This is a genomic window from Enterobacter sp. KB-280D8, from assembly GCF_041399405.1.
In the GTDB taxonomy this organism is placed as follows: domain Bacteria; phylum Pseudomonadota; class Gammaproteobacteria; order Enterobacterales; family Enterobacteriaceae; genus Enterobacter; species Enterobacter cloacae_N.
The window spans coordinates 216,197-242,344 of sequence record NZ_JBGKEC010000001.1 but is presented as its reverse complement, the minus strand read 5'-3'; the positions used below and the strand labels follow the sequence as shown (position 1 = coordinate 242,344).

General features: G+C 55.9%; 25 protein-coding genes. 16 read left to right on the top strand and 9 right to left on the bottom strand.

Annotated elements, in window-relative coordinates; all coding sequences use genetic code 11:
• The first annotated feature begins 38 nt into the window (after positions 1 to 38).
• Positions 39 to 935: a LysR family transcriptional regulator gene (locus AB8818_RS01270; protein WP_192981468.1), complete on the top strand. Its 897-nt coding sequence runs from the start codon at positions 39 to 41 to the stop codon at positions 933 to 935.
• 7 nt (positions 936 to 942) lie between these two features.
• Here AB8818_RS01270 and umuC read toward each other — a convergent pair whose 3' ends face one another.
• Together umuC and umuD are read right to left on the bottom strand one after the other, a co-directional pair.
• Positions 943 to 2,205, bottom strand: coding sequence for a translesion error-prone DNA polymerase V subunit UmuC (gene umuC, locus AB8818_RS01265; protein WP_116340289.1), 1,263 nt, complete (start codon positions 2,203 to 2,205; stop codon positions 943 to 945).
• Entirely contained in the window at positions 2,189 to 2,623 is a 435-nt protein-coding gene (umuD, locus tag AB8818_RS01260; protein ID WP_116340291.1) for a translesion error-prone DNA polymerase V autoproteolytic subunit, read from the bottom strand. The genes umuC and umuD overlap by 17 nt, the downstream gene beginning before the upstream one ends.
• A 313-nt stretch (positions 2,624 to 2,936) precedes the next feature.
• Here umuD and AB8818_RS01255 point away from each other — a divergent pair, with 313 nt between their 5' ends.
• Complete coding sequence (locus AB8818_RS01255) at positions 2,937 to 3,137, top strand: hypothetical protein (RefSeq protein ID WP_192981471.1); 201 nt, start codon at positions 2,937 to 2,939, stop codon at positions 3,135 to 3,137.
• Positions 3,138 to 3,183: 46 nt separating this feature from the next.
• On the opposite strand, the gene AB8818_RS01250 is transcribed toward AB8818_RS01255, so the two are convergent.
• The gene (locus AB8818_RS01250) at positions 3,184 to 4,050 is read right to left on the bottom strand and encodes an aldo/keto reductase family oxidoreductase (RefSeq protein ID WP_192981474.1); all 867 of its coding nucleotides are present in this window, start codon (positions 4,048 to 4,050) and stop codon (positions 3,184 to 3,186) included.
• A 144-nt stretch (positions 4,051 to 4,194) separates the two neighbouring features.
• Between AB8818_RS01250 and AB8818_RS01245 the strand changes: the two genes are divergently transcribed.
• A complete protein-coding gene (locus AB8818_RS01245; RefSeq protein WP_116340293.1) occupies positions 4,195 to 5,856 on the top strand; it encodes a methyl-accepting chemotaxis protein in 1,662 nt (553 codons plus the stop codon).
• Positions 5,857 to 5,883: 27 nt separating this feature from the next.
• Here AB8818_RS01245 and smrA read toward each other — a convergent pair whose 3' ends face one another.
• Both smrA and AB8818_RS01235 read right to left on the bottom strand, forming a co-directional pair.
• Positions 5,884 to 6,447, bottom strand: coding sequence for a DNA endonuclease SmrA (gene smrA / locus AB8818_RS01240; RefSeq protein WP_192981477.1), 564 nt, complete (start codon positions 6,445 to 6,447; stop codon positions 5,884 to 5,886).
• Positions 6,448 to 6,802: 355 nt separating this feature from the next.
• On the bottom strand, positions 6,803 to 7,714 hold the full coding sequence (locus AB8818_RS01235) for a LysR family transcriptional regulator (RefSeq protein WP_116340297.1): 912 nt from the start codon (positions 7,712 to 7,714) through the stop codon (positions 6,803 to 6,805).
• Between the two features lie 175 nt (positions 7,715 to 7,889).
• Between AB8818_RS01235 and AB8818_RS01230 the strand changes: the two genes are divergently transcribed.
• From AB8818_RS01230 to uspE, 7 genes are all read left to right on the top strand, one after another.
• Positions 7,890 to 9,200 carry a M20 family metallo-hydrolase gene (locus AB8818_RS01230; protein WP_192981480.1) on the top strand — a complete coding sequence of 437 codons (1,311 nt, stop codon included), beginning with the start codon at positions 7,890 to 7,892 and terminating at the stop codon, positions 9,198 to 9,200.
• Entirely contained in the window at positions 9,200 to 10,645 is a 1,446-nt protein-coding gene (locus tag AB8818_RS01225; protein WP_192981483.1) for a M20 family metallopeptidase, read from the top strand. Before AB8818_RS01230 ends, AB8818_RS01225 begins: the two co-directional genes overlap by 1 nt.
• A gap of 40 nt (positions 10,646 to 10,685) precedes the next feature.
• Entirely contained in the window at positions 10,686 to 12,212 is a 1,527-nt protein-coding gene (gene abgT, locus AB8818_RS01220) for a p-aminobenzoyl-glutamate transporter (RefSeq protein WP_116340303.1), read from the top strand.
• Positions 12,213 to 12,222: 10 nt separating this feature from the next.
• Complete coding sequence (ogt, locus tag AB8818_RS01215) at positions 12,223 to 12,738, top strand: methylated-DNA--[protein]-cysteine S-methyltransferase (protein ID WP_163329074.1); 516 nt, start codon at positions 12,223 to 12,225, stop codon at positions 12,736 to 12,738.
• Between the two features lie 183 nt (positions 12,739 to 12,921).
• The gene (fnr, locus tag AB8818_RS01210) at positions 12,922 to 13,674 is read left to right on the top strand and encodes a fumarate/nitrate reduction transcriptional regulator Fnr (protein WP_006174991.1); all 753 of its coding nucleotides are present in this window, start codon (positions 12,922 to 12,924) and stop codon (positions 13,672 to 13,674) included.
• A 146-nt stretch (positions 13,675 to 13,820) separates the two neighbouring features.
• Positions 13,821 to 14,003, top strand: a complete 183-nt coding sequence (locus AB8818_RS01205; RefSeq protein WP_014883604.1) for a hypothetical protein — start codon at positions 13,821 to 13,823, stop codon at positions 14,001 to 14,003.
• 109 nt (positions 14,004 to 14,112) lie between these two features.
• Entirely contained in the window at positions 14,113 to 15,063 is a 951-nt protein-coding gene (gene uspE / locus AB8818_RS01200) for a universal stress protein UspE (RefSeq protein WP_028012944.1), read from the top strand.
• A 39-nt stretch (positions 15,064 to 15,102) separates the two neighbouring features.
• On the opposite strand, the gene AB8818_RS01195 is transcribed toward uspE, so the two are convergent.
• From AB8818_RS01195 to pntA, 3 genes are all read right to left on the bottom strand, one after another.
• Entirely contained in the window at positions 15,103 to 16,212 is a 1,110-nt protein-coding gene (locus AB8818_RS01195) for a mechanosensitive ion channel family protein (RefSeq protein ID WP_163329072.1), read from the bottom strand.
• A gap of 106 nt (positions 16,213 to 16,318) precedes the next feature.
• Positions 16,319 to 17,707: a Re/Si-specific NAD(P)(+) transhydrogenase subunit beta gene (pntB, locus tag AB8818_RS01190; protein WP_163329070.1), complete on the bottom strand. Its 1,389-nt coding sequence runs from the start codon at positions 17,705 to 17,707 to the stop codon at positions 16,319 to 16,321.
• A gap of 10 nt (positions 17,708 to 17,717) precedes the next feature.
• Complete coding sequence (pntA, locus tag AB8818_RS01185) at positions 17,718 to 19,247, bottom strand: Re/Si-specific NAD(P)(+) transhydrogenase subunit alpha (RefSeq protein WP_192981486.1); 1,530 nt, start codon at positions 19,245 to 19,247, stop codon at positions 17,718 to 17,720.
• A gap of 535 nt (positions 19,248 to 19,782) precedes the next feature.
• On the opposite strand from pntA, the gene ydgH reads away from it, so the two are divergent.
• The 3 genes from ydgH (at position 19,783) to folM (ending at position 23,057) form a co-directional block, all read left to right on the top strand.
• Positions 19,783 to 20,727 carry a DUF1471 family protein YdgH gene (ydgH, locus tag AB8818_RS01180; RefSeq protein WP_028012941.1) on the top strand — a complete coding sequence of 315 codons (945 nt, stop codon included), beginning with the start codon at positions 19,783 to 19,785 and terminating at the stop codon, positions 20,725 to 20,727.
• A 185-nt stretch (positions 20,728 to 20,912) separates the two neighbouring features.
• Positions 20,913 to 22,295, top strand: coding sequence for an amino acid permease (locus AB8818_RS01175; protein WP_371199733.1), 1,383 nt, complete (start codon positions 20,913 to 20,915; stop codon positions 22,293 to 22,295).
• Between the two features lie 39 nt (positions 22,296 to 22,334).
• Positions 22,335 to 23,057 carry a dihydromonapterin reductase gene (gene folM / locus AB8818_RS01170; RefSeq protein WP_061098394.1) on the top strand — a complete coding sequence of 241 codons (723 nt, stop codon included), beginning with the start codon at positions 22,335 to 22,337 and terminating at the stop codon, positions 23,055 to 23,057.
• Here the strand turns inward: folM and AB8818_RS01165 are convergent.
• Positions 23,054 to 23,389, bottom strand: a complete 336-nt coding sequence (locus AB8818_RS01165; RefSeq protein WP_116340317.1) for a GlpM family protein — start codon at positions 23,387 to 23,389, stop codon at positions 23,054 to 23,056. The genes folM and AB8818_RS01165 overlap by 4 nt on opposite strands.
• Before the next feature lie 128 nt (positions 23,390 to 23,517).
• Between AB8818_RS01165 and rstA the strand changes: the two genes are divergently transcribed.
• From rstA to rstB, 3 genes are all read left to right on the top strand, one after another.
• The gene (gene rstA, locus AB8818_RS01160; RefSeq protein WP_116340319.1) at positions 23,518 to 24,234 is read left to right on the top strand and encodes a two-component system response regulator RstA; all 717 of its coding nucleotides are present in this window, start codon (positions 23,518 to 23,520) and stop codon (positions 24,232 to 24,234) included.
• A gap of 226 nt (positions 24,235 to 24,460) precedes the next feature.
• Entirely contained in the window at positions 24,461 to 24,721 is a 261-nt protein-coding gene (locus tag AB8818_RS01155; protein WP_192981489.1) for a hypothetical protein, read from the top strand.
• A 75-nt stretch (positions 24,722 to 24,796) separates the two neighbouring features.
• Complete coding sequence (rstB, locus tag AB8818_RS01150; protein ID WP_116340323.1) at positions 24,797 to 26,095, top strand: two-component system sensor histidine kinase RstB; 1,299 nt, start codon at positions 24,797 to 24,799, stop codon at positions 26,093 to 26,095.
• Positions 26,096 to 26,148: the final 53 nt, after the last annotated feature.

Genomic DNA, 26,148 nt, shown 5'->3' with positions numbered 1-26,148 from the left:
CCCCTCCATCCGATAGCACTTATCAGAAAAACCATTAAATGAATAATAAGCTCAACGCCATTTCCACCTTTCTTTGCGTCGCGGACGCAGGCTCTTTTTCTGCCGCAGCCCGTCGGAGCGGGATGAAGCAGTCCGCCGTCAGCCAGCAGATCGCCGCCCTTGAACAAGAACTGGGCGTGGTGTTACTGCACCGAACAACGCGTGCAATGAAGCTGACCGAACAGGGAGAACGTTACCGCCGCGACATGCAGCTGCTGCTGGACGCCATGCGGGAAGCGGAGGGACGGCTGGCGCCGGTCGATCATCAATTTCAGGGAAGCGTTCATGTCCAGCTGCCGAGCGGCCTGGGGCAGATCGTCTTGCCACATCTACTGGAGCTGCAGCGCCTGCATCCAGAATTACATCTCAGGCTTTCTCTTGATGACCGCCTTGCAGACCTGGTGACGGAGGGCGTGGACGTCGCGATTAGGCTGGGCAGTGAGCCCCCGCAGGCGCATGCGGCCCGCGTGCTGGCGCGTATTGAAAGCGCGCTGTTCGCCGCCCCCGGCTTTCAGGCGGTGCACGACGTGAGCGAGCTGACCACGCTGCCCCACGTGCGCTTTAGCGGCATCCCGCTGGATGCCCCCCTGCGGCTCATCACGGATGAAGAAGCGATCGAAGTAAAAGTGAATACCGTTTTCCGCGCCAACACCAGCGACGCGCTGCTACGGGCGCTGGAGGCGGGCATCGGTATCGGCGGTATGCAGCGACCGCTTGCGGCCAGGGCGCTGAAAACCGGCACGCTGGTGCCGGTATTGCCCGACTGGCGGTTGCCCGATCGCGTTCTCTATGCCGTCTATCCTGACGCCCGCTTTATTCCGCAACGCGTGCGAAGCGTCGTCGGCGTGATTGAGCAATTGCTGATTGAGATCGCGGAGCACGCCCCCGCAAAATAACCGCCTCCTACCGCGCCACCGGTAAATCCGCGTACCGCGTCGTATAAGCCGGTGACAGCATCTCACGCTTCATCGCCCAGGATTTCTCAATCCCCTGCCCGGCAAACCATATCTTCCCTTTGCCGGAATGATTCAGGCTGTCGATCGTCTCCATCAGCGCCGCGCTGTTGGCGCTCGGGCGGTTATCGTCAAACAAGTTAAGCTGAGCGACGCCGCTGCTGAAAAAGTCCGCCAGCATGACCCCGGCTTTCATATAGCGATACCCGTCAAGCCAGATACGCCCCAGCGCCTCCGTGGCGGCGCGGATGATATCGCGCGAGTCATTGGTGGGCGTCATCAGGGTGACGGAAGCCTGATTGCCGTAATAAATTTCGTTGTCCGCGTGCGGGCTGGTGCGTACAAACACGCTGATAAAACGACAGTATTGATGCTCGCCGCGCAGTTTCTCTGCTGCGCGTTCCGCATAGGCGCAAATGGCCTGGTGCATCTCCTCGTACTGCGTAATACGGTGTCCAAACGAGCGGCTACAGATAATTTGCTGCTTCGTAGGGGTAAACTCTTCCAGATCGAGGCAGGGCTCACCGCGAAGCTCGCGTGCCGTGCGCTCCATAACCACGTTAAAATGTTTGCGGATGACCCAGGATGACGCTTCCGCCAGCTCCAGCGCCGTGGTAATCCCCATCGCGTTGAGCTTTTTCGTGATGCGTCGTCCTACTCCCCACACCTCCTCCACCGGAACCTTTGCCAGCAGCTTACGCTGCCGTTCACGATCCGAGAGATCGACCACGCCCCCGGTGGCTGACCACCGCTTCGCCGCATAGTTGGCCAGCTTCGCCAGCGTTTTGGTCGGCGCAATCCCGACGCCAACGGTTAAGCCTGTGTTTTTGAAGACCTGCGTACGCATCTGATGACCGAATGCTTCCAGCGACAGGCAGTTGCTGACACCCGAAACGTTCACAAATGCTTCATCAATGGAGTAGATCTCAATGGCCGGCGCGAGATCGGTCAGCGTTTGCATCACCCGGCTGCTGAGGTCGGCATACAGCGCATAGTTCGAGCTAAAGACGTAAACCCGCGACGGATAACCCTTCTCTTTGAATTTAAAATAGGGTTCCCCCATTTTTATGCCGAACTGCTTTGCCTCTCGCGACAGCGAAATAATGCAGCCGTCGTTATTGGACACCACCACGATGGGTTTACCCACCAGATCGGGGCGAAACACCCTCTCGCAGGAGGCATAGAAACTATTCACATCAACCAGCGCGAACATGTTTATGCGTTTTAAGCGTATGAGTGACGACACCGAAGATTTGCAGCTCCTCTTCGGACTGAAAGGCGATCGGCTGATAGCGGGCATTACGCGGCAACAGTCGCAGAACCGGACGGGTCTGTAGCTCCTTTACCGTGAACTCACCGGCGACCGACGCCACAACGATATCCCCATGTTCAGCATTCAACGAACGGTCGACCACCAGCAGATCGCCGTCGCTAATCCCCGCGTCGATCATGGAGTCCCCGCTCACTTTGATAAAGTAAGTCGCACTGGGGTGCCTGACTGCCAGCCGGTTAAGATCGAGACGATCCTCCACATAATCCTGCGCAGGGCTTGGGAAGCCACAGGCAACGCGCTCAAGATAGAGAGGTAATTCAATAGGTTGTTTTGGATGATAAGAAAAGAGTGTGTCCATAAATGCCTTTCCTGCCAGATACTGTATATAACCACAGTATTACGGATTCCGGCACAGGATCAAGGTCATTTCCGACAAAGACCGCAAACGCCTTGAAGTTTGAGCGGATTTAATTCAGCAACCTCTTGTGCGGGCGGTCGCAGATGAGTTAAACATAAGTCATAAGAAAGTCACAAACAAACACTTTAAAATCACTTCAAGTGAAAAACGAAAGATCACCAAATCACTACACAAACACTATCAATTGACTTTTATATAAGAGTGACGCATATTTTAGGGCACAAATTATCAAGACTTTTGGAGGACGTTTTCTATGCCAGCCCGTGACTATCCCGACAAGCGAGTTGCCCGCGGTTTAGCAAAGGAGGCCGATCTCAGGATGTTGAGCGCCCGCATTGAGCCTGAGCTGATGGAATACATCAGAATCACCGCCTTTGAGACGCGTAAAAGCAAGCAGGAGATTGTGGCAGAAGCGTTAGCGCTTCACAGACAACAAAGTCAATGCGGAGTCTGATCGGGCAAAGTCTGGAAGTGTCCTTCCGGCTTTGCCCATGTCGTGATTAACCCATCAGAGCATTCAGTTTTTCAAGTGCTTCAGGCGGCAATTGCACCTCTCCCGCCGCAAGGTTTTGCCGCAGATGCGCCACGGACGAAGTACCGGGGATCAGCAGGATGTTCGGCGACCGTTGCAACAGCCATGCCAGCGCAACCTGCATCGCCGTTGCGCCCAGGGAATCCGCGACGGCCTGCAGGCCGGTAGACTGCAGTGGCGTAAAGCCTCCCAGTGGGAAGAACGGCACATACGCAATCCCCTGCTGCGCCAGTAAATCTACCAGCGCATCATCGCCGCGGTTCACAATGTTGTACATGTTCTGCACGCAGACGACCTGCACCATCTTCCGCGCTTCCGCCACCTGCGTGGCCGTGACGTTGCTCAGGCCAATGTGGCGCACCAGGCCTTGCTGCTGTAATTCTGCGAGGGTGGAAAGCGGTTCAGCAATCGATCCCTCCGCAGGGCCGTGTGCGCTAAACATGATCCGCAGATTCACCACATCCAGCACATCCAGCTTCAGATTACGCAGGTTGTCATGCACCGCCTGAGTCAGTTCCTGCGCGGAAAAAGCGGGCAGCCAGGCCCCTTTGTCATCACGGCGGGCGCCGATCTTGGTGACGAGGGTGAGATCGTCCCGGTAAGGATGAAGCGCCTCGCGGATCAGCTGGTTCGTCACATGCGGACCATAAAAATCGCTGGTATCAATATGGTTCACGCCCGCCGCCACGGCTTCGCGCAGCACGTCCAACGCGGCTTGTTTATCCTTCGGCGGGCCAAACACGCCCGGCCCGGCAAGCTGCATCGCCCCGTAGCCCAGTCGTTTAACCATTCGCGTTCCGAGTGCGTAAGTCCCGCTTTTATCAATGCTGCTCATATTAACCTTCCTCATCAAAATGATCCGGATTTACAACAGGTTCCTGACCGAAGCCCTAAGTTAAGCGCGAGTTAAATTAAAGTTTAAATTCTATACGACGATAGTATTGGTGTACCTCTGCATCTTTTCTAACGGACGACCGCTATGCTGAAAAATCTGCACGTGATTACCGGAATTATCTTTGCCCTCACCATATTCTGTCTGCTGCAAGTTGTCACGGGAGGGTTGTTCTACTCTGCCGTCAGCAACGATCGCCATAACTTCCAGAACTCCGGCGTGCTGAATGCCCAGCAGGAAAGCCTGAGCGACAGCGTGAACACGCTGGTGAAAACGCGTGTCACCGTCACCCGCGTGGCAATTCGCTACCTGAAAAACCAGCGCGATCCGGCATCCCTTGCCGCAATTAACAAACTGCTCGGCACCGCAGGCGACTCTCTGGCTAAAGCGGAAACCTATAACAAAGAATGGCAGAAAATGCCGCAGGTTAACGGCCAGAATGCGGCGTTAACCGACGAGATGCAGAAATCCTGGAATCAGATGCATGAAGTGATGCGTTTGTCGATTGAGTATCTGCGTGCCGACAACTATCAGGCCTATGGCGATCTGGACGCTCAGCAGGCTCAGGACGATATGGAAGCGGTCTACAACCGCTGGCGCGCCGAAAACAACACGCTGCTGAAAGCGGCAACCGAAGAGAACCAGAGCAGCTTCACCCAGATGCAGTGGACGCTGGCAGCTATTTTCCTGGCCGTTATTGCCGTTCTGGTGGTGATCTGGCAGGGTTTACAGCACCTGCTGTTAAAACCGCTCAACGCCATCATGAACCATATTCGCGCCATTGCAGGAGGCGACCTGACGCAGAATATCGCCCTCTCTGGCCGCAATGAAATGGGTCAGTTGGCCGCCGGCCTGCATGAGATGCAGCAATCGCTGGTAACCACCGTCAGCGCCGTGCGCGGCAGCACCGATTCCATCTACACCGGCGCGGGTGAAATTGCCGCAGGGAGCAACGATCTCTCCGCCCGCACCGAAGAGCAGGCTGCCTCGCTCGAAGAAACTGCCGCCAGCATGGAAGAGCTGACCGCGACGGTTAAACAGAACTCCGATAACGCCCGTCAGGCGACGTTGCTGGCGAAGAACGCCTCTGAAACAGCGGCTCGCGGCGGCCACGTCGTGGATAACGTGGTTCGCACCATGAACGAAATTGCCAACAGTTCGCAGCAAATCGCCCATATTACCGGCGTGATTGACAGCATTGCGTTCCAGACCAACATTCTGGCGCTTAACGCCGCGGTGGAAGCCGCGCGCGCCGGCGAGCAAGGCCGCGGTTTTGCGGTTGTCGCCGGTGAAGTCCGTACGCTGGCCAGCCGCAGCGCGCAGGCGGCGAAAGAGATTAAAGGGCTTATCGAGAACTCCGTCAGCCGGGTGAACACCGGTTCTGAGCAGGTCAGCGAGGCTGGCACCACCATGAAGGAGATTGTCGCCGCCGTCACCCGCGTGACCGATATCATGGGCGAGATTTCGTCCGCGTCCGACGAGCAGAGCCGCGGTATTGAGCAGGTGAGCCTCGCCGTGTCGCAGATGGACAGCGTGACGCAGCAAAACGCCGCGCTGGTGCAGCAGTCCGCCACGGCGGCAGCGGCGCTGGAAGACCAGTCCGAACAGCTGCGCCAGGCCGTGGCCGCGTTTCGCCTGAACGGTAAAGTCAACGCCACCGCCCCGCGCCCGGCCAACGTTAAAACGCCGCAGCTGCTGCGTCCGGCAACGGCAACCGCCACCCCCGACAGTAACTGGGAAACCTTTTAAGCCTCAGGCGGGCGAAGATACCGCCCGCTAGCGGCTGCGCTTGGCGTGCCGCTCCCAGTTGTCCTGTTTTGCTTCATCGGATTTTCGCAGGGAAACATAGCATGCCCCGCTGCCGCCGTGATGCGGCAGCGCCACGCAGAAAGCCTGCACTTCCTCGAACTCGGTTAACCAGCGAGCAAGATAGCTGCGCACCACATTAGGGTGCGAATTCTGCTCGCGCCCTTTTCCGTGAATGACGATCAGGTTACGTAGTCCGTCACGACCCGCCTGGCGAATAAAGGAATACAGCATCTGGCGGCAGCGTTCAGCGGGCTGGCGCAACAGATTCAGGCTGGCCTGTCGGGAGTATTTACCCGAACGCAGCTTATCAATAACGCCCTGCTGAACGCCTTCGCGCTGAAAAGCCAGCGGCTCGTCAAGGGGCAATAGCTCAAGGAAACCCAGGGTCAGAAAGTTGTCGAGCTGTTCGGTATCGATGTCCTGGCGAGCCCGGGTATTACGGCTTTGCTGCCAGTGGATATCGGTGCAGCGCTTCAGGGGCTGGACATCCTCCATGGCGTCAAGAAAAAGAGATTTGTCGTCAGGGTTCATGGAAATCCTCCGGCTACATCTGGGCTTGTACTATACCTGCGCCAGACCGGCGCCTCAATAACCCTTAGAAGGTGAGGCGCGAGACAAATATTAACCCGATGAATATATATAGTAATTACAAAATGCACTTAAATCTGACTTAACTAAAACCATAGCAACGATAAAATAAGTGATTTACGTTAAATTTTCGTGAAATCAATCATTCACCTTCCTTTCATTTTTCGGGAAAGGTGTTATAACTAAATTTACCTGCCTCATGGATATAATACCCAGGACTTGCGAAAGGACGCACTGCTGTGTGTACTGTAGGGTCTGTCTGATGTCGGACAGGCTCTGTTTTTTTATTATGATAATTTCACCCTAAAACTATTTTTCTTGCTTCCCTTCTGAATTGCGTAATTAATGATTCGGCAAGCGGAGTTTGTCGAGAATCCCGGCGCTGAATTAAATAATATGCGGCTTTGGGAAGCGATTCGACAACCGGCAGGATGACCAGACGGTGCGCCAGCAGCGGGTCACAGCCTAATTCCTGCGGCAGGATACTTAAAAAATCGCTTTGCGCGACAAGGCTAATGCAGGAAGAAAAAGTTTCGCACACCACGCCAATTCGCGGTATTTGCGAGCGGTGGCTAAATAAATCTTCTAATTGCTTATAATAACTTCCACGCGGCGTTGGCATTGTCCAGTTATAATGCAGAAGATCGTTAATGGATGTTGCCCCTGTCGCCGGATGCCCTTCCCGGCAAAATACCGCAAACGGTTTTTCGAAGAGTTTTTCGAACGTAAATTCATGGTCGTAAGGCCCCTGATAATAGGTGTTGATGGTGAAATCCAGTTCACCCTGGCGCAATTCATTGATCATCGACACCAGCTGCCCTTCCATAATCCGCACCTTGACCTGCGGATGCTGGGCGTGAAAACGAGTGATGACGGCGGGCATCAGGCTGCGTGACACGCTGGCCCCCATCCCGATATTGATCTGCCCGGCCAGCTCCCCCTGCCGCTGGCGAATGTCATCCTGCGCCGCGCGCAATTCTTCCAGAATCAGCCTGGCGCGCTGATAAAACCCCTCGCCGCATTCGGTCAGCGCGACGCCCTTACTCCTGCGCACGAAAAGCTGCGCCGCCATGCCCTCCTCCAGCTCTTTGATGGATTTGGTCAACGCCGGCTGTGAGAGATTCAGCGTCCGGCTGGCGCCGCGAATGCTGCCCTGGCGCGCAACCTCAACAAACGCCCGAATTTGATGAAATTTAATCTGAAATGACATAGCTCAACCGATAACCGTTGTTTATCAGAGTAAAGAAACTGTCATCTACTTTAATGGAAAGGGATGTGCGAGGGTAATTCCTGAACGGTTAAAACTGTGAAAAAACGGTTAGTGATAAGTAAAAACTATCACGGCGTGAAGCAGTTCACATTTTTTAATGATGACAGGAACAGACATGGACACACTGGCACAGTACATCCAGACATTGGCTCCCCAGCTGATCGCATGGCGTCGGGATTTTCACCATTATGCGGAATCAGGCTGGGTAGAGTTTCGTACCGCCGCGAAGGTCGCGGAAACCCTGGACTCGCTGGGTTACAAACTGGCGATGGGTCGCGACGTGGTCGATGCCGGGAGCCGTATGGGGCTGCCCGATAACGCCATCCTGGAAAAAGAGTTTGCCCGTGCGCGTTCGCAAGGCGCGCCTGAGAAATGGCTGGCACCGTTTGAAGGCGGATTTACCGGCATTGTGGCGACCCTGAATACCGGCCGCCCTGGCCCGACGCTGGCGTTTCGCGTCGATATGGATGCCCTGGATTTAAGTGAAGCGCTCGACGACAGCCATCGCCCGTTCCGCGACGGTTTTGCCTCCTGCAACGCGGGAATGATGCACGCCTGCGCGCACGACGGCCACACCACCATTGGCCTGGGGCTGGCCCAGGTGCTTAAGCAGAATGAAGCGCAGCTCAACGGTACCATCAAGCTGATCTTCCAGCCTGCCGAAGAAGGCACCCGCGGCGCGCGCGCCATGGTCGCCGCCGGGGCGCTGGACAGCGTGGACTATTTTACCGCCATCCATATTGGTACCGGCGTTCCTGCCGGAACGGCCATCTGCGGCAGCGATAACTTTATGGCGACGACCAAATTTGACGTGCGCTTTACCGGCGTTGCCGCACACGCGGGCGGCAAACCGGAGGACGGACGTAACGCCCTGCTTGCCGCCGCGCAGGCCGCCCTCGCCCTGCACAGCATCGCCCCGCATAGCGAAGGCGCCTCCCGCGTTAACGTCGGGGTGATGCAGGCGGGCAGCGGACGCAACGTGGTGCCCGCCAATGCTCTGATTAAGGTTGAAACGCGCGGCGAAAGCGAAGCAATAAATCAGTACGTCTTTGAACGCGCGCAGGCTGCCATTACCGGCGCGGCCGCGCTCTATGGCGTGAGCGCGGAGATGCGCCTGATGGGCGCCGCCACCTCCAGCGCGCCGACGCCGGCCTGGGTTGATTATCTGCGCGAACAGGCGAGCCAGGTATCGGGCATTATGCACGCTATCAATAAGGTGAAAGCACCGGCAGGCTCCGAAGACGCCACGCTGATGATGGCCCACGTTCAGCAGAACGGCGGTATGGCGTCGTACATGGTGTTCGGCACGGATTTGAGCGCCGGACATCACAACGAAAAATTCGACTTCGATGAGCAGGTCATGGCTGTCGCCGTTGAAACGCTGGCGCGAACTGCGCTCAATTTCCCGTGGACGCGAGGTGTGTAATGCAGGAGAACTACGCTTTTATTGCCGATGCCATCGATACGCGATGTCAGACGCTAACCGATATTGCCGACGCGATCTGGGATCGTCCCGAAACCCGCTTTGAAGAGTTCTGGTCCGCCGAACGGCTCGCCAGCGAGCTTGAGGCCGAGGGCTTCACGCTGACGCGCGAGGCCGGCGGTATTCCAAATGCCTTTATCGCCAGCTTCGGCAGCGGAAAACCGGTGATCGCCCTGCTGGGGGAATACGACGCGCTGGCCGGGTTAAGCCAGCAGGCGCACTGCGCGACGCCGCAATCCGCCACGCCGGGAGCCAACGGCCACGGCTGCGGGCATAACCTCCTGGGCACCGCGGCGCTTGCGGGCGCGGTGGCGGTGAAAAGCTGGCTGGCGCAGCACGGCGGCAGCGGAACGGTGCGTTTTTACGGCTGTCCCGGTGAGGAAGGCGGGTCCGGGAAAACCTTTATGGTGCGCGAAGGTCTGTTTGATGACGTTGATGCCGCCGTGACCTGGCACCCGGAAGCCTTTGCCGGGATGTTTAACGTCAGCACGCTCGCCAACATTCAGGCCGCCTGGCGTTTTCACGGCGTGGCGGCGCATGCGGCCAACTCGCCCCATCTGGGCCGCAGTGCGCTGGATGCCGTAACGCTGATGACCACCGGCACCAACTTTCTTAACGAGCACATCATAGAGAAAGCACGCGTCCACTACGCCATTACCGACACCGGCGGCATTTCGCCCAACGTGGTGCAGGCCCAGGCCGAAGTACTGTACCTGATCCGCGCCCCGGAGATGGCTGACGCGCAGCAGATCTACGAGCGCATTGAGAAAATCGCCCAGGGCGCAGCGATGATGACCGAAACCACCGTCGAGTGCCGCTTTGATAAAGCCTGCTCCAGCTACCTGCCGAACCGCACGCTTGAGGCGGCAATGTACCGCGCGTTGCAGCACTACGGCACGCCGCTCTGGACCGAGGAAGAACGCGCATTCGCTCGCGAGATCCGCGCCACCCTGACACCAAACGACCTGCAGAACAGCCTCAAAAATATAGCTGCAACGGGAGGAGAAGCAGGCAAAGCCTTTGCCCGTCGCCATCAGGAGACGCTGCTGGTGGACGAAGTCGCGCCTTATGCCATCACAGATAACGTGCTGGCGGGTTCAACGGACGTGGGTGATGTCAGCTGGAAAATGCCGGTCGCCCAGTGCTTCAGCCCCTGCTTTACCGTCGGCACGCCGCTGCACACCTGGCAGTTGGTGGCGCAGGGGCGAACCTCCATTGCCCACAAAGGCATGCTGCTGGCGGGAAAAGTGATGGGCGCGACCGCGCTCAATCTGCTGCAGGACGCAGCGCTGCTGAAAAAATGCCGTGAAGAGTTCGAACAACAATTACAAGAAAAACCGTACGTGTGTCCGATCCCACAAGACGTGACACCGTCACCTTTAAAATAAAAAACACAACACAACAACACAACACTCCCGAGGAACGCCCATGAGTATGTCATCCATACCTTCGCATTCCCCATCCGGTAAGCTCTATGGCTGGGTTGAAAGGATCGGCAATAAAGTGCCGCACCCTTTCCTGCTGTTTATCTATCTGATTGTGATTTTGATGGTCGCCACCGCCGTGCTCTCAGCCTTTGACGTCAGCGTGCGCAGCCCGGCTGACGGCAGCCTGGTGGCGGTGAAAAATCTGCTCAGCGTTGACGGGCTGCACTGGTTTTTACCCAACGTGATTAAGAACTTCAGCGGCTTCGCCCCGCTCGGAGCCATTCTGGCGCTGGTGCTGGGAGCCGGGCTGGCTGAACGCGTGGGTTTGCTGCCCGCATTGATGGTGAAAATGGCGTCCCACGTCAGCGCGCGATACGCGAGCTACATGGTGCTGTTTATCGCCTTTTTCAGCCACATTTCATCCGACGCCGCGCTGGTGATTATGCCGCCGATGGGGGCGCTGATCTTCCTCGCCGTCGGACGTCATCCCGTGGCGGGCCTGCTGTCGGCGATTGCGGGCGTGGGCTGCGGATTTACCGCTAACCTGCTGATCGTCACCACCGACGTGTTGCTCTCAGGCATCAGCACGGAGGCGGCGAAAACCATTGACGCAGGGATGCACGTCAGCGTGATCGACAACTGGTACTTTATGGCGAGCTCAGTGATTGTCCTGACGCTTGTCGGCGGGCTGATTACCGATAAGATCGTCGAGCCGCGTCTGGGCAAATGGGAAGGCCGGAGCGATGAAAAGCTGGAAACCCTGAGCAAAGAGCAGCGCTTCGGCCTGCGCGTGGCTGGCGCGGTCTCGCTGGCCTTTATCGCGCTGGTGGCGCTGATGGTGGTGCCGGAAAACGGCATATTGCGCGATCCGGTTAAACATACCGTCCTGCCGTCGCCGTTTATTCAGGGCATCGTGCCGCTGATTATCCTCTTCTTCTTTGTCGTTTCGCTCGCCTATGGTATCGCGACCGGCAAAATCCGCCGCCAGGGCGATCTGCCGCAGTTGATGATCGAGCCGATGAAAGAGATGGCGGGTTTTATTGTGATGGTGTTCCCGCTGGCGCAATTCGTTGCCATGTTTAACTGGAGCAATATGGGCAAGTTTATGGCCGTGGGTCTGACCGACGCACTGGAGGCTGCCGGGCTAAGCGGCGTGCCGGCGTTTGTCGGCCTGGCGCTGCTGTCATCTCTGCTGTGCATGTTTATCGCCAGCGGCTCCGCAATCTGGTCGATTCTGGCGCCGATCTTCGTGCCGATGTTCATGATGCTGGGGTTCCACCCGGCGTTCGCGCAGATCCTGTTCCGTATCGCTGACTCGTCGGTGATCCCGCTGGCCCCCGTCTCACCTTTCGTTCCGCTGTTTTTAGGCTTCCTGCAGCGCTATAAGCCCGAGGCCAGACTGGGTACCTACTATTCGCTGGTTTTACCCTACCCGCTTATCTTTTTAGGGGTATGGCTGGTGATGCTGGTGGCATGGTATCTTGTCGGCCTGCCGATTGGGCCGGGGATATACCCGAGGCTGAACTAAAGGATTGAAAATGCTGAGATTACTCGAAGATAAGATTGCAACGCCGCTTGGGCCGCTGTGGGTGATCGCGGACGAGCAGTTCTGCCTGCGCGCCGTCGAATGGGAAGAGCACAGCGATCGCATGGAAGAACTGCTGAATGTTCACTACCGCTCACAGGGTTATGAACGCATCAGCGCCACCAATCCGGGTGGTCTGAGCGATAAGCTTGCGGCCTATTTCGAAGGCGATCTCAGCATCATTGATACTCTGCCAACCGCCACGGCGGGCACGCCTTTTCAGCGCGAAGTGTGGCAGGCGCTGCGGTCGATTCCGTGTGGACAGGTCATGCATTACGGCCAGCTCGCGGAGCAGCTAGGCCGCGCGGGGGCCGCACGCGCGGTGGGTGCTGCCAATGGCTCCAACCCTGTCAGCATTGTGGTTCCCTGCCATCGGGTCATCGGCCGCAACGGCACCATGACCGGCTATGCCGGCGGCGTGCAGCGAAAAGAGTGGTTGCTGCGTCACGAAGGGTATCTCTTACTCTAGTTCCCAGGCTTTTTGTGCTTAATTTTCTACCGGTTAGGCTAAAAATCCATAATCAAGCTGTGGAATTTCAAGAAGATGGCGACACAATGTCGCCACTTGTCCTTATTGAGGGTTTGTCAGGCTTACGTACTTACCAAAAAGATGTTAAAATTGACCAATATCAATTAAGGCTTGAGCAAACCTATGATCCCGGAAAAGCGAATTATACGACGCATTCAGTCTGGCGGTTGTGCTATCCATTGCCAGGATTGCAGCATCAGCCAGCTCTGTATCCCGTTTACCCTGAATGAGCATGAACTCGATCAGCTTGATAACATCATCGAGCGCAAAAAGCCTATTCAGAAAGGGCAGACGCTGTTTAAAGCGGGAGACGAACTGAAATCGCTCTATGCAATCCGTTCTGGCACCATCAAGAGCTACACCATCACCGAACAGGGTGATGAGCAGATCACCGGCTTCCATCTGGCTGGCGATCTGGTGGGCTTTGATGCCATTGGCACTGGCCACCACCCGAGCTTTGCTCAGGCACTCGAAACCTCGATGGTTTGCGAAATCCCGTTTGAAACCCTGGACGATCTGTCCGGCAAGATGCCTAATCTGCGTCAGCAGATGATGCGTCTGATGAGCGGTGAGATCAAAGGCGATCAGGACATGATTCTGCTGCTTTCCAAAAAGAATGCAGAAGAGCGCCTGGCCGCGTTTATCTATAACCTCTCCCGCCGCTTCGCCGAGCGCGGTTTCTCGCCGCGTGAGTTCCGTCTGACCATGACCCGTGGCGATATCGGTAACTACCTGGGCCTGACCGTGGAAACCATCAGCCGTCTGCTGGGCCGTTTCCAGAAGAGCGGTATGCTGGCCGTTAAGGGTAAATACATCACTATCGAAAACGGTGAAGCGCTGGCCGTTCTTGCCGGGCACGCCCGCAACGTGGCATAACTCTCCGCATGCTGATGACCAGACTGATAAATTCACGTGATTTATTGGTCTGGTATAATCGCCCCCGTTTCAAGACATTTTCACCGTAGCACGTCCCTACACAGCGCCTGAAAGGTTGTCGTTGAGGTTATGAATTGAGAGAAAGTTTGTTTTTCGTTTCAGTCGTGATTGCCTCTGTGACCTTTATCTTCATCTGGATCATGCTTGTCGGCCCAATGAAGGGGGAGGAAAAAACCTACGTTCAGGATTCCACGACCTTTGCGATAGCGGTAATGGTGCTGCTGTTCATTGCGTTTATCGCGGTGACAACCACCGTGCTTTTCCTCTGATAAATTTTCATGAATTATTGATCTGGCAAAAGCTCCCCTCTGTTTCATTCAGGATATATAGGTTACTCTTTTAATTACAGACTGTGGTGACAGTAGTAAGGAGACCTGTATGGCAAAGTATCAAAACATGCTGGTGGCTATCGATCCGAATCAGGACGATCAGCCGGCATTACGACGTGCTGTGTATTTACATCAACGGATTGGTGGCAAAATCAAAGCGTTTTTGCCGATCTATGACTTCTCGTATGAGATGACCACCCTTCTGTCGCCTGACGAGCGCACCGCTATGCGTCAGGGCGTCATCAGCCAGCGTACCGCGTGGATCCGTGAACAGGCGAAGTATTACCTGGAAGCGGGTGTGCCTATTGATATTAAAGTGGTCTGGCATAACCGACCTTTTGAAGCCATTATCCAGGAAGTGGTTGCCGGCGGGCACGACCTGCTGCTGAAGATGGCGCACCAGCACGACAAGCTGGAATCCGTGATCTTCACCCCGACCGACTGGCATTTGCTGCGCAAATGCCCTTGCCCGGTCTGGATGGTGAAAGACCAGCCGTGGCCTGAAGGCGGGAAAGCCGTTGTGGCGGTGAACCTTGCGAGCGAAGAGGATTATCACAATTCGCTCAACGAAAAGCTGGTGAAGGAGACCATCCAGCTTGCTGACCAGGTCAACCACACCGAAGTGCATCTGGTGGGTGCCTATCCGGTTACCCCGATCAATATCGCCATCGAGCTGCCGGAATTTGACCCTAGCGTCTATAACGACGCCATCCGCGGCCAGCATCTGCTGGCGATGAAAGCGCTGCGCCAGAAGTTCAGCATCGACGAGAACATGACGCACGTGGAAAAAGGGCTGCCTGAAGAGGTGATCCCGGATTTAGCCGAGCATCTGCAGGCCGGGATTGTGGTCCTGGGAACCATTGGCCGGACCGGTATTTCTGCCGCTTTCCTCGGCAATACTGCCGAACAGGTGATCGACCATCTGCGCTGCGACCTGCTGGTCATTAAGCCGGATGAGTATCAGACGCCGATTGAGCTGGACGACCCGGAAGACGATTAACGTAATTTAAAAGCCCGCTGCTCCGGCGGGCTTTTCTCATCAGCTCTCCATTACCGGCTTCGGCTGTTCACCTGACTCATCCTGCATCCACGGCGCGTGCAATACCATGCTGGGCAGCGCCAGCTTAATCTCCTGGGCGTTCAGCCCTTCAAGAATACGGATATTGATCTCCTGCTGGATGTCCATGTATTTGTTGTAATCCGCGGTATTAACAATATGGACGACTTCAAACGTCAGGCGGTCGCGGTCGAATCCGAGAAAATGAGCGCGATCGAATTTTGTCTCACCGACATCGGTAATGATCTGCCTGACCATATCCCCCACGTAACGGAGCTTATCGGGCGGCGTGTCGCTGGCAACGCCAAAGGTAAAGACGATGCGGCGCGTCTGCATGCGTTTGTAGTTGTGAAGCGTCTGCTGAAGCAAAATGGCGTTGCCGCAGACGATCTGCTCTCCGCTCAGGCTGCGGATACGGGTCGTTTTCAGGCCAATGTGCTCTACCGTCCCCGCCACGTCGTTGAACACCACGAAATCGCCAATTTCGAACGGTTTATCAAAGCCGATAGAAAGCGAGGCAAACACGTCGCTCAGAATCGTTTGTACGGCAAGGGCAATGGCAATACCCCCTACCCCAAGGCTGGCAACCAGAGCAGTGATGTTGACGCCCGCGTTAGCAAGGATAGACAGCAGCATCACTGACCAGACGATGGCACGGAGAATAAGCCCCGTGATCACCAGCGTAACCGGGTTTTTATGGCTTCCCGGCGCCAGCATGACGTGACGAAGCCACGACACGACCCCCTGATCCATCCACAGCGCTACCTGGATGGCGAAGACCAGGAACCAGGCGTGGCTGACGGTGCCAAAAAGATGATCGGGCAGGTCAACGAAACGCAGGCTGAGGAGCAGTGCCACCACAAACAGCAGGAAGCGGCTGGTGCGGTTAAGCATATCCGTCAGGATAAAACGCATCCGGTTGGTGGCCGGGTGCTTGTCGCCCCAGGTGGTGATGCCTTTCTTAACGAACGCGATCAGGCGCGTCAGCAGCCAGTACACCAGCAGCGTCACAAAGACAACCGTGGCGGCGCCTATCCAGAATGTCGGCGTCATCATCAACGCGATGAAGTCGAAGCGGGACAGAAATTGCATTACACCTCCTCGTATTACACAAAGGGTAAAGTATAGACAGAGGAGAAAAGCTGACCGCAGAAATAAGAAAACCGCCCCGAAGGGCGGTTTGTCAGGAGAAAGCGAATTACAGCGCTTTCAGAATCGCATCCACGCTGGCCTTGGCGTCGCCAAACAGCATGTGGGTGTTCTCTTTGAAGAACAGCGGGTTCTGTACCCCGGCATAGCCGGTGTTCATGGAACGCTTGAAGACAATGACGTTCTGCGCCTTCCACACTTCCAGAACCGGCATCCCGGCGATTGGGCTACCCGGATCGTCCTGTGCAGCAGGGTTAACGGTGTCGTTGGCGCCAATGACCAGCACGGTGTCGGTGTCGGCGAAATCATCGTTGATCTCATCCATTTCCAGCACGATGTCGTAAGGCACTTTCGCTTCCGCCAGCAGCACGTTCATGTGGCCCGGCAGACGCCCTGCCACCGGGTGAATACCAAAGCGAACTTTGATGCCTCGCGCGCGCAGTTTCTCGGTGATTTCCGCCACCGGATACTGCGCCTGTGCCACCGCCATGCCGTAGCCCGGGGTGATGATCACGGAATGCGAGTTTTTCAGCATCTCTGCGGTATCTTCCGCAGAAATTTCACGGTGCTCACCCACTTCTTCATCCGCACTGGAAGAAGACCCATCGGTCCCGAAACCACCGGCGATAACGCTGATGAACGAGCGGTTCATCGCCTTACACATGATGTAAGACAGGATCGCACCGGAAGAACCCACCAGCGCACCGGTGACGATAAGCAGGTCGTTGCTCAGCATAAAGCCCGCAGCCGCCGCTGCCCAACCGGAGTAGGAGTTCAGCATTGAGACAACCACCGGCATATCCGCTCCGCCGATGGACGCCACCAGATGCCAGCCGAACGCCAGCGCGATGATGGTCATCACCAGCAACGCCAGCACCTGCAGGCCCACGCTTTCGGTACGCACGAAGACCACCAGCAGCACAAACGACACCACCAGCGCCGCCAGGTTCAGCTTGTGACGGTTAGGCAGCATCAGCGGTTTAGAAGAGATCTTACCGCGCAGCTTGCCGAACGCCACGATAGAACCGGTGAAGGTCACTGCACCGATGAAGATGCCGAGGAACACTTCGGTCAGATGAATGTTGACCAGAATCGGTTCCATGCCCGGTTCGTGATACAGGTAGCTGTTGAAGCCCACCAGCACCGCCGCCAGCCCCACGAAGCTGTGCAGAATCGCCACCAGCTCAGGCATCTCGGTCATTTCAACGCGCTTCGCCAGGCGAATACCAATCGCGCCGCCGATGATCATCGCCACCAGGATCCACGCCACGTTGCCGGTATCCGGCCCGAAGATGGTGGCTATCAGCGCAATCGCCATCCCGGCGATACCAAAGTTATTTCCCTGCTGAGACGTTTCGTGTTTGGAAAGCCCCGCCAGACTGAAAATAAACAGGATTGCAGCAACAATGTATGCGGCTGTGACTAATCCTCCAGACATATGCTACCCCTTAGCCTTTACGAAACATTTTCAGCATGCGCTGAGTCACGGTGAAACCACCGAAAATATTGATACTGGCGATCAGCACCGCGATAAAGCTCAGGAAGCTGATCCAGCCGCCGTGTCCAATCTGCAGTAACGCCCCAACTACGATGATCCCCGAGATGGCGTTAGTGACCGACATCAGCGGCGTATGCAGCGCGTGGGAGACGTTCCACACCACGTAATAACCTACAACGCAGGAGAGCGCGAAGACGGTAAAGTGGCCGAGGAACTCTTTCGGCGCAACGTCAGCCAACCAGCCGAACAGAATGATAACCAGCGCCATGATGGCGTATTTACGCCACGGTGAAGCCGGTTTAGCAGGTTCTTTTGGCTCGGGTGCCGCTTTCTGCGTTGCCTGAGGCTGAGCAGAAACCTGAATAGGCGGCGCAGGCCAGGTAATTTCACCTTCGCGTACCACGGTGACGCCGCGCACCACCACGTCATCAAAATCAACGGTGATGTTGCCGTCTTTCTCTTTGCAAAGCAGCTTCAGCAGGTTAACCAGGTTGGTACCGTACAGCTGGGAAGACTGGGTTGGCAGGCGGCCAGGGAGATCGGTATAGCCGATAACCTTCACGCCGTTAGCGGTCGTGGTCACCTGATTGGCAACGGTATACTCGCAGTTACCGCCGTTTTGCGCCGCGAGGTCGACAATCACGCTGCCCGGCTTCATGGAGTCCACCATCTCGCGGGTGATCAGCTTCGGCGCGGGTTTACCCGGAATAAGCGCGGTGGTAACAATAATGTCGACGTCTTTCGCCTGCGCGGCGAAGAGTTCCATTTCGGCTTTGATAAAGGCTTCAGACATCACCTTCGCATAGCCATCACCGCTGCCCGCTTCTTCCTTAAAGTCCAGCTCAAGGAATTCGGCCCCCATACTCTGAACCTGTTCCTTCACTTCGGGACGGGTGTCGAACGCGCGCACGATAGCGCCCAGGCTGTTTGCCGCACCGATTGCAGCAAGACCCGCCACGCCCGCGCCAATCACCATCACTTTCGCCGGCGGGACTTTCCCCGCCGCGGTGATTTGACCGGTAAAGAAGCGTCCAAATTCGTGAGCGGCTTCAACAATGGCGCGGTAGCCGGCAATGTTTGCCATGGAGCTGAGCGCATCCAGCGACTGCGCGCGCGAAATACGCGGCACGGAGTCCATCGCCATCACGGTCACGCCACGGGCCGCCAGCTTCTCCATCAGTTCAGGATTTTGTGCAGGCCAGACGAAGCTCACCAGCGTTGTTCCCGGATTCAGCAGCGCAATTTCGCTCTCTTCCGGCGCGTTGACCTTCAGAATCACGGGTGACTGCCAGACTTCAGCACCGTCCACCACTTCTGCGCCAGCCTGAATAAAGGCCTCGTCATCGAAACTCGCCAGTTTGCCTGCGCCGCTTTCAACCGCGACGGTAAAACCCAGCTTAAGCAGTTGCTCCACCGTTTTCGGTGTTGCCGCTACGCGGGTTTCATTGGCTAACCGTTCTTTTGGTACCCCAATACGCATAGTTTTCCCTTCCATCGGTTTTTGATGATGGTTTGTCGATAAATGCCCGCGGTTTGTATCAATTTTCGCCAGTATGATAGCGACGAGAAATGAGTACCCCCGCAAAATAAAACAGTAACAAACTGTCTATAACCTACTGAAAATAGCGCTTGTGATCTACCGCCAGAAAACACTATTTCTTACTTTATCTGTGAAAAATAAGCGATCGGCGTCACTGACAGTGATATTTACCTTAAATTCATCGCCAGAACCGATAAATCGCGCAAGCGAAGCGGTAAAAACATGATATAGCGCCATAAGAGAACAAGTTATTAACATTAAATTAACTTGTAAAAGTCATATGCTTTATCAGTTTTGCTTGTCAAACGCCTGTTTTTTCAACATATCACTAAATGTTATCGAATTCGGTAATTCAGTGAGCACAGGCTGTGAAAAATGGCGCAGACAGCGACGGGTTTTAAATGCCATAATCGGGACCGTCTCAAATAAACAACAATACCAGTACATGGTTTGCGCAAGGCGAAGGATTATTTTTATGAAGCTTAAGAACACACTCCTGGCGTCCGCACTTCTCTGTGCGACCGCCCTGTCTGCGAATGCCGCAACAGAGTTAACGCCGGAGCAAGCGGCAGCATTAAAACCTTTTGACCATACGGTCATTGTGGGTCGTTATAATTCTATTGGCGATGCCGTCGCCGCCGCATCAAAAGCCGCTGATAAAAACGGGGCGGCCTCGTTTTACGTTGTTGACCAGTCCGATTACGGCAACAGCGGTAACCAGCGCGTGACCATTGCGCTGTATAAAGATAATGCACCAAAGGCTGACGCACCGAAAAACCGCGTGATCAACGGTATCGTTGAGCTGCCGAAAGATCAGGCCATTGAGCTGGAACCTTACGACACCGTTACCGTTCAGGGCTTCTATCGCAGCCAGCCTGAAGTGAACGATGCCATCACCAAAGCCGCAAAAGAGAAAGGTGCCTACTCTTTCTATATCGTGCGTCAGGTGGATGCTAACCAGGGTGGCAACCAGCGCATTACCGCATTCATCTACAAAGAAGATGCGAAAAAACGCGTTCTGCAGAGCCCGGATGCCATCCCTGCGGACTCTGAAGCGGGTCGCGCAGCGATAGCCAAAGGCGGCGAAGAAGCGAAGAAAGTTGAAATTCCAGGCGTCGCGACCTCTGCTGCGCCAAGCGCTGAAGTGGGCCGTTTCTTTGAAACACAATCCACGAAAGGTGGCCGCTACTCCGTTACGCTGCCGGACGGCACTAAAATTGAAGAGCTGAACAAAGCCACTGCCGCGCAAATGGTGCCGTTCGACAGCATCAAGTTCACCGGCAACTACGGCAATATGACGGAAGTCTCTTACCAGGTCGCGAAGCGTGCGGCGAAGAAAGGGGCGAAGTATTACCACATCACCCGCCAGTGGCAGGAACGTGGCAACAACGTGACCATCAGCGCCGATCTGTACAAGTAACAAAATCGTTGACGAAAGGCGGCGCAATGCCGCCTTTTTTTGTTACTTTTTTCGAATTTCTGCCACACATCATTGCATGCTTTCGTTACACTCCGTAAAATCCCGCGCCTTAGTGTGATCCACCATTTTTATGCGCCTTAGCGAAATAATTATTCTGGATTGGGACTTTTCATAACAGGAAGCCAATGGAAAAGAAACTTGGCCTGAGTGCTCTGACTGCACTCGTTTTAAGCTCAATGCTGGGTGCGGGCGTATTCAGTTTACCGCAGAACATGGCGGCCGTTGCAAGCCCTGCCGCCTTGCTCATTGGCTGGGGCATTACCGGTGTCGGGATATTGCTGCTGGCATTCGCCATGCTGCTGCTGACCCGCGTTCGCCCGGATCTGGACGGCGGCATTTTCACCTATGCACGTGAAGGTTTTGGCGAGCTGATTGGCTTCTGCTCCGCCTGGGGCTACTGGCTGTGCGCGGTCATCGCTAACGTCTCTTATCTGGTGATTGTCTTCTCGGCGCTCAGTTTCTTTACCGATACCCCTGAGCTGCGCCTGTTTGGCGACGGCAATACCTGGCAGTCCATCGTCGGCGCCTCGGCGCTACTGTGGATTGTTCACTGGCTGATTTTGCGCGGCGTCCAGACCGCCGCCAGCATCAACCTGGTAGCGACGCTGGCGAAACTGGTGCCGCTTGGCCTGTTCATCGTGCTGGCCTTCATTGCGTTCCGTCTCGACGTGTTTACGCTTGATTTCAGCGGAATTGCGCTTGGCGTTCCGGTCTGGGAACAGGTGAAAAACACGATGCTGATTACACTGTGGGTGTTTATCGGCGTTGAAGGCGCGGTGGTGGTTTCTGCCCGCGCGCGTAATAAACGCGATGTGGGCCGCGCCACGCTGCTGGCCGTCCTGGCGGCGCTGGGCGTGTATCTGCTGGTAACGCTGCTGTCGCTGGGTGTGGTGGCGCGTCCTGAACTGGCCGAAATGCGTAATCCGTCGATGGCAGGCCTGATGGTGAAAATGCTCGGCCCCTGGGGCGACGTGGTGATTGCCGCAGGGCTGATCGTCTCCGTCTGCGGCGCTTACCTGAGCTGGACCATCATGGCGGCTGAAGTGCCGTTCCTGGCCGCGACGCACAAGGCGTTTCCACGCCTGTTTGCCCGACAAAACAAAAATAATGCGCCATCAGCCTCACTCTGGCTGACCAACATCAGCGTTCAGGTCTGCCTGGTGCTGATCTGGCTCACAGGTTCAGACTATAACACCCTGCTGACCATCGCCTCCGAGATGATTCTGGTACCCTATTTCTTAGTGGGTGCGTATTTGTTAAAAATCGCCACGCGTCCGGCGCACTATGTCGTGGGCGTTGGGGCCTGTATTTACGGCCTGTGGTTGTTGTATGCTTCCGGGCCGATGCATCTGCTGCTGTCGGTAGTGCTGTATGCGCCGGGCCTGCTGGTATTTATCTACGCCCGCCGCACGCATCAGCTGGAGAACGCGCTGAAACGCCTTGAAATGGCCTTAATCGGGCTGTTACTGGTTGCTGCCGTACCGGCAACCTGGATGTTAATGGGATAGCACTGTCTTTCCCATTGTTGAACTGTAAAGGAGAATACGATGGGAAATGCACCGCTTCGCCCAATATTGATCACCGGTGGAGGCCGCCGTATCGGCCTCGCCCTCGCCCATCACTTTCTCAACCTTCGCCATCCGGTCATTGTCAGCTACCGTACGGAATACCCGTCGATTGAGGGGTTGCGCAAAGCCGGAGCGGTTTGCATTCAGGCTGATTTTTCCACCGATGAAGGCATCCTGGCCTTTGCGGAGCAGGTGAAATCCACCGCGACGGGGCTGCGCGCTGTGATCCATAACGCCAGCGCCTGGTGTGCCGAGAAGCCCGGCACGTCCCTCAGCGATACGCTATCCGCCATGCTGCAGATCCACGTCAACGCCCCTTATCTGCTTAACCACGCCCTGCAGGATCTGCTGCGCGGTCACGGCCATGCGGCGGGTGACATTATCCACTTCACCGATTATGTGGTTGAGCGCGGCAGCGACAAGCACATCGCTTATGCGGCCAGTAAAGCCGCGCTGGACAACATGACGCGCTCCTTTGCCCGCAAGCTTGCGCCCGAGGTGAAGGTGAACGCCATCGCCCCGGCGATGATTTTGTTTAACGAAAACGATGATGCGGAGTACCGCCAGCAGGCGCTGAATAAGTCGCTGATGAAAATTGCCCCAGGCGAGAAAGAGGTGATCGACCTTGTGGATTACCTCCTCACCAGCTGCTATGTCACCGGCAGAACCTTTGCCGTGGACGGTGGACGCCCGCTGCGCTAGTGAAAGCGGCCCCAGAAGAATATTAACACCCAGGCGCTGAGTGCCCAGCAGATCACCGCCCCGCCCAGCGCCAGGGGAAGCCGCAGAAAACCGGTGAAATACCACAGCGAAAGCAGGTAGAGAAAATACGGGATGATCGACCACATGCCAAACACAATGGTCGTACGTAACGCCTCCGTGCCCCGTTCAGAAGCCACAATATAGTGGGCAATCAGCGCGAAGGTCGGGAACAGCGGGATCAGCCCGGCAATATAGTAGTTTTTGGTTTTTGCCAGAATGCCAATCATTAACACCACCAGCGCCCCCAGCGCGGCTTTGATCACCAGCCCCATATTTTTCCCTATAAAAATCAAGTAGCAATAGACGTCAGAATAACGGAAGCGGCGTTAATTTTGAAAGATTAATGGAAGGTTAAGGTTCCGCGGTGTATGTTGGCTTTTTTCACGAAAACAGACGTTGTATGAATAAGATTGTTTATGTTGAAGACGAACCCGAAGTTGGGCAATTGATCGCCGCCTATCTGGGTAAACATGATATGGACGTCATTGTTGAGCCTCGCGGCGATCGTGCCGAAGAGGTGGTCGTCCGTGAAAATCCGGATTTAGTGCTGCTGGACATCATGCTGCCAGGCAAAGACGGCATGACGCTCTGCCGTGACCTGCGCGCGCGCTGGGACGGCCCTATCGTTCTGCTCACCTCACTGGACAGCGATATGAACCATATTCTGTCGCTGGAGATGGGCGCCAATGATTACATTCTGAAAACCACACCGCCTGCCGTCCTGCTGGCCCGCCTGCGCCTGCATTTGCGCCAGCACGCCAGTATCGAACGCGAAGCGCCCGCACCGTCTCTGACGCCTCACAAAGCGATGCGCTTCGGTACGCTGTCTATTGACCCGGTTAACCGCCAGGTACTGCTTTCCGGTGAGCTTATCGCCCTCTCCACCGCAGACTTTGACCTGCTGTGGGAGCTGGCAACGCATGCCGGGCAAATCATGGACCGCGACGCGCTGCTGAAAAACCTCCGAGGCGTGAGCTATGACGGAATGGATCGCAGCGTTGACGTGGCGATTTCGCGTCTGCGTAAAAAATTGCAGGATAACGCCACCGAGCCCTACCGCATTAAAACCGTGCGTAATAAGGGTTATCTGTTTGCCCCGCACGCCTGGGAAACCTGATAAACGATAACGTGCGCGAAATGAAGGCATTACCCGTCGATGTCCCCTCTTTCGCGCGTTAATTTGCCCGTTTGCGCAACAATTAACTTGATAAGCCCGCGAACTAATCCATAATTAACATTCCTACAATCTTTTCTTAAAGCCTCACCGGGCCGGCTATAACCCCACATCTTTTCAGCACATTTCTCCCATAAAATCTTGAAATGAGGATTTAAGCCCATGAAATATGTATAGCTACCACGAAGTCGAAGCCATCAAAACCAATCTTGAATGGATTGTTAATCAGGCTGCGCTTAGCCATTCCTCCCCCTCACGCGCCGATCAAAAAGCGCTCATTGATCTCCTTGAACTCATCCAGTTTTACGAAATTCTTCTGGATTTAATTAACGAATTTGGGACCGCCGTGATTGATCCGCACATTTCGGAAGGCCTGGCCGTAACGGAAACACTCATCGCCAGGGTAAAAAACAGCGCGAAAGCCATGTAACACGCTTCACAGACATGAAAATATCGACGGGTTTTCATGTATATTCTGCACAAAGCGTTTTTTCGGTGAGATCCAATGAAAAAGCTGTTTGTGCAGTTTTATCTTTTGCTGTTTGTCTGCTTCCTGGTGATGACCATGCTGGTCGGGCTGGTCTATAAGTTCACCGCCGAACGTGCGGGCAGGCAGTCGCTGGACGATCTGATGAAAAGCTCGCTGTATCTGATGCGCAGCGAGCTGAGAGAGATCCCGCCGCACGACTGGGCAAAAACCCTCAAAGAGCTCGATCTGAACCTGTCGTTTGATTTACGCATCGAGCCGTTAAAAGATTTCGATTTGGATCCGCCCGCGATGCAGCGCCTGCGCGACGGGGATATCGTCGCGCTGGATGAGAAATACACCTTTATCCAGCGCATCCCGCGCAGCCATTACGTGCTGGCCGTCGGGCCGGTGCCCTATCTCTATTATCTGCACCAGATGCGTCTGCTGGATATGGCGCTGATGGCCTTTATCGCCATTTCACTCGCGTTTCCGGTCTTTATCTGGATGCGCCCCCACTGGCAGGACATGCTGAAGCTGGAGTCCGCCGCCCAGCGTTTTGGCGAGGGGCATTTTACCGAGCGCATTCACTTCGACAGCGGTTCCAGCTTTGAGCGTCTGGGCGTGGCCTTTAACCAGATGGCTGATAACATCAATGCCCTGATCGCCAGTAAAAAGCAGCTGATCGACGGGATTGCGCACGAGCTGCGCACGCCGCTGGTTCGCCTGCGCTACCGTCTGGAGATGAGCGAAAATCTGACGGAAGCAGAGTCTCAGGCACTGAACCGCGACATTGGCCAGCTTGAAGCGCTGATTGAGGAGTTGCTGACCTACGCGCGTCTCGATCGTCCGCAGAACGAGCTGAACCTCAGCACGCCGGACCTGCCCGCCTGGCTGCAAACCCACATTGATGATGTTCAGAGCGTAAACCCGCAGCGCACGCTGTTGACGCGCGTCACGCCGGGTGATTACGGCGCGCTCGATATGCGCCTGATGGAGCGCGTGCTGGACAACCTGATGAACAACGCCATGCGCTACAGCGAGAGTACGCTCCAGATTGGCCTGGATTTGCAGGGCAACCGGGCCAGCCTGACGGTGGAGGACGACGGACCGGGAATTGCCCCGGAAGCGCGAGAAACCGTGTTTGAACCGTTTGTCCGCCTCGACCCCAGCCGCGATCGCGCCACCGGTGGATGCGGCCTGGGGCTGGCAATTGTTTACTCAATCGCGCAGGCGATGGGGGGCACGGTGCATTGCGAGGAGAGCGAGCTCGGCGGCGCGCGCTTCTGTTTTAGCTGGCCGGTGTACCATAACATCGCCCTTCCCGTTCCTGCCTGACCTCACCCGCACGCTGGCCTGACCCGGCGTGCTGTGCTATATGATAAGTATGT

What these genes read in the sequence shown, in the direction of transcription:
- AB8818_RS01230 (WP_192981480.1), top strand. Translation starts at nt 7,890, where the DNA reads ATGGACACACTGGCACAGTACATCCAGACATTGGCTCCCCAGCTGATC.
- AB8818_RS01270 (WP_192981468.1), top strand. Translation starts at nt 39, where the DNA reads ATGAATAATAAGCTCAACGCCATTTCCACCTTTCTTTGCGTCGCGGAC.
- ydgH (WP_028012941.1), top strand. Translation starts at nt 19,783, where the DNA reads ATGAAGCTTAAGAACACACTCCTGGCGTCCGCACTTCTCTGTGCGACC.
- pntA (WP_192981486.1), bottom strand. Translation starts at nt 19,247, where the DNA reads ATGCGTATTGGGGTACCAAAAGAACGGTTAGCCAATGAAACCCGCGTA.
- ogt (WP_163329074.1), top strand. Translation starts at nt 12,223, where the DNA reads ATGCTGAGATTACTCGAAGATAAGATTGCAACGCCGCTTGGGCCGCTG.
- fnr (WP_006174991.1), top strand. Translation starts at nt 12,922, where the DNA reads ATGATCCCGGAAAAGCGAATTATACGACGCATTCAGTCTGGCGGTTGT.
- AB8818_RS01175 (WP_371199733.1), top strand. Translation starts at nt 20,913, where the DNA reads ATGGAAAAGAAACTTGGCCTGAGTGCTCTGACTGCACTCGTTTTAAGC.
- umuC (WP_116340289.1), bottom strand. Translation starts at nt 2,205, where the DNA reads ATGTTCGCGCTGGTTGATGTGAATAGTTTCTATGCCTCCTGCGAGAGG.
- folM (WP_061098394.1), top strand. Translation starts at nt 22,335, where the DNA reads ATGGGAAATGCACCGCTTCGCCCAATATTGATCACCGGTGGAGGCCGC.
- AB8818_RS01165 (WP_116340317.1), bottom strand. Translation starts at nt 23,389, where the DNA reads ATGGGGCTGGTGATCAAAGCCGCGCTGGGGGCGCTGGTGGTGTTAATG.
- rstB (WP_116340323.1), top strand. Translation starts at nt 24,797, where the DNA reads ATGAAAAAGCTGTTTGTGCAGTTTTATCTTTTGCTGTTTGTCTGCTTC.
- umuD (WP_116340291.1), bottom strand. Translation starts at nt 2,623, where the DNA reads ATGGACACACTCTTTTCTTATCATCCAAAACAACCTATTGAATTACCT.
- AB8818_RS01255 (WP_192981471.1), top strand. Translation starts at nt 2,937, where the DNA reads ATGCCAGCCCGTGACTATCCCGACAAGCGAGTTGCCCGCGGTTTAGCA.
- AB8818_RS01155 (WP_192981489.1), top strand. Translation starts at nt 24,461, where the DNA reads ATGTATAGCTACCACGAAGTCGAAGCCATCAAAACCAATCTTGAATGG.
- AB8818_RS01250 (WP_192981474.1), bottom strand. Translation starts at nt 4,050, where the DNA reads ATGAGCAGCATTGATAAAAGCGGGACTTACGCACTCGGAACGCGAATG.
- AB8818_RS01225 (WP_192981483.1), top strand. Translation starts at nt 9,200, where the DNA reads ATGCAGGAGAACTACGCTTTTATTGCCGATGCCATCGATACGCGATGT.
- uspE (WP_028012944.1), top strand. Translation starts at nt 14,113, where the DNA reads ATGGCAAAGTATCAAAACATGCTGGTGGCTATCGATCCGAATCAGGAC.
- smrA (WP_192981477.1), bottom strand. Translation starts at nt 6,447, where the DNA reads ATGAACCCTGACGACAAATCTCTTTTTCTTGACGCCATGGAGGATGTC.
- rstA (WP_116340319.1), top strand. Translation starts at nt 23,518, where the DNA reads ATGAATAAGATTGTTTATGTTGAAGACGAACCCGAAGTTGGGCAATTG.
- abgT (WP_116340303.1), top strand. Translation starts at nt 10,686, where the DNA reads ATGAGTATGTCATCCATACCTTCGCATTCCCCATCCGGTAAGCTCTAT.
- AB8818_RS01195 (WP_163329072.1), bottom strand. Translation starts at nt 16,212, where the DNA reads ATGCAATTTCTGTCCCGCTTCGACTTCATCGCGTTGATGATGACGCCG.
- pntB (WP_163329070.1), bottom strand. Translation starts at nt 17,707, where the DNA reads ATGTCTGGAGGATTAGTCACAGCCGCATACATTGTTGCTGCAATCCTG.
- AB8818_RS01235 (WP_116340297.1), bottom strand. Translation starts at nt 7,714, where the DNA reads ATGTCATTTCAGATTAAATTTCATCAAATTCGGGCGTTTGTTGAGGTT.
- AB8818_RS01245 (WP_116340293.1), top strand. Translation starts at nt 4,195, where the DNA reads ATGCTGAAAAATCTGCACGTGATTACCGGAATTATCTTTGCCCTCACC.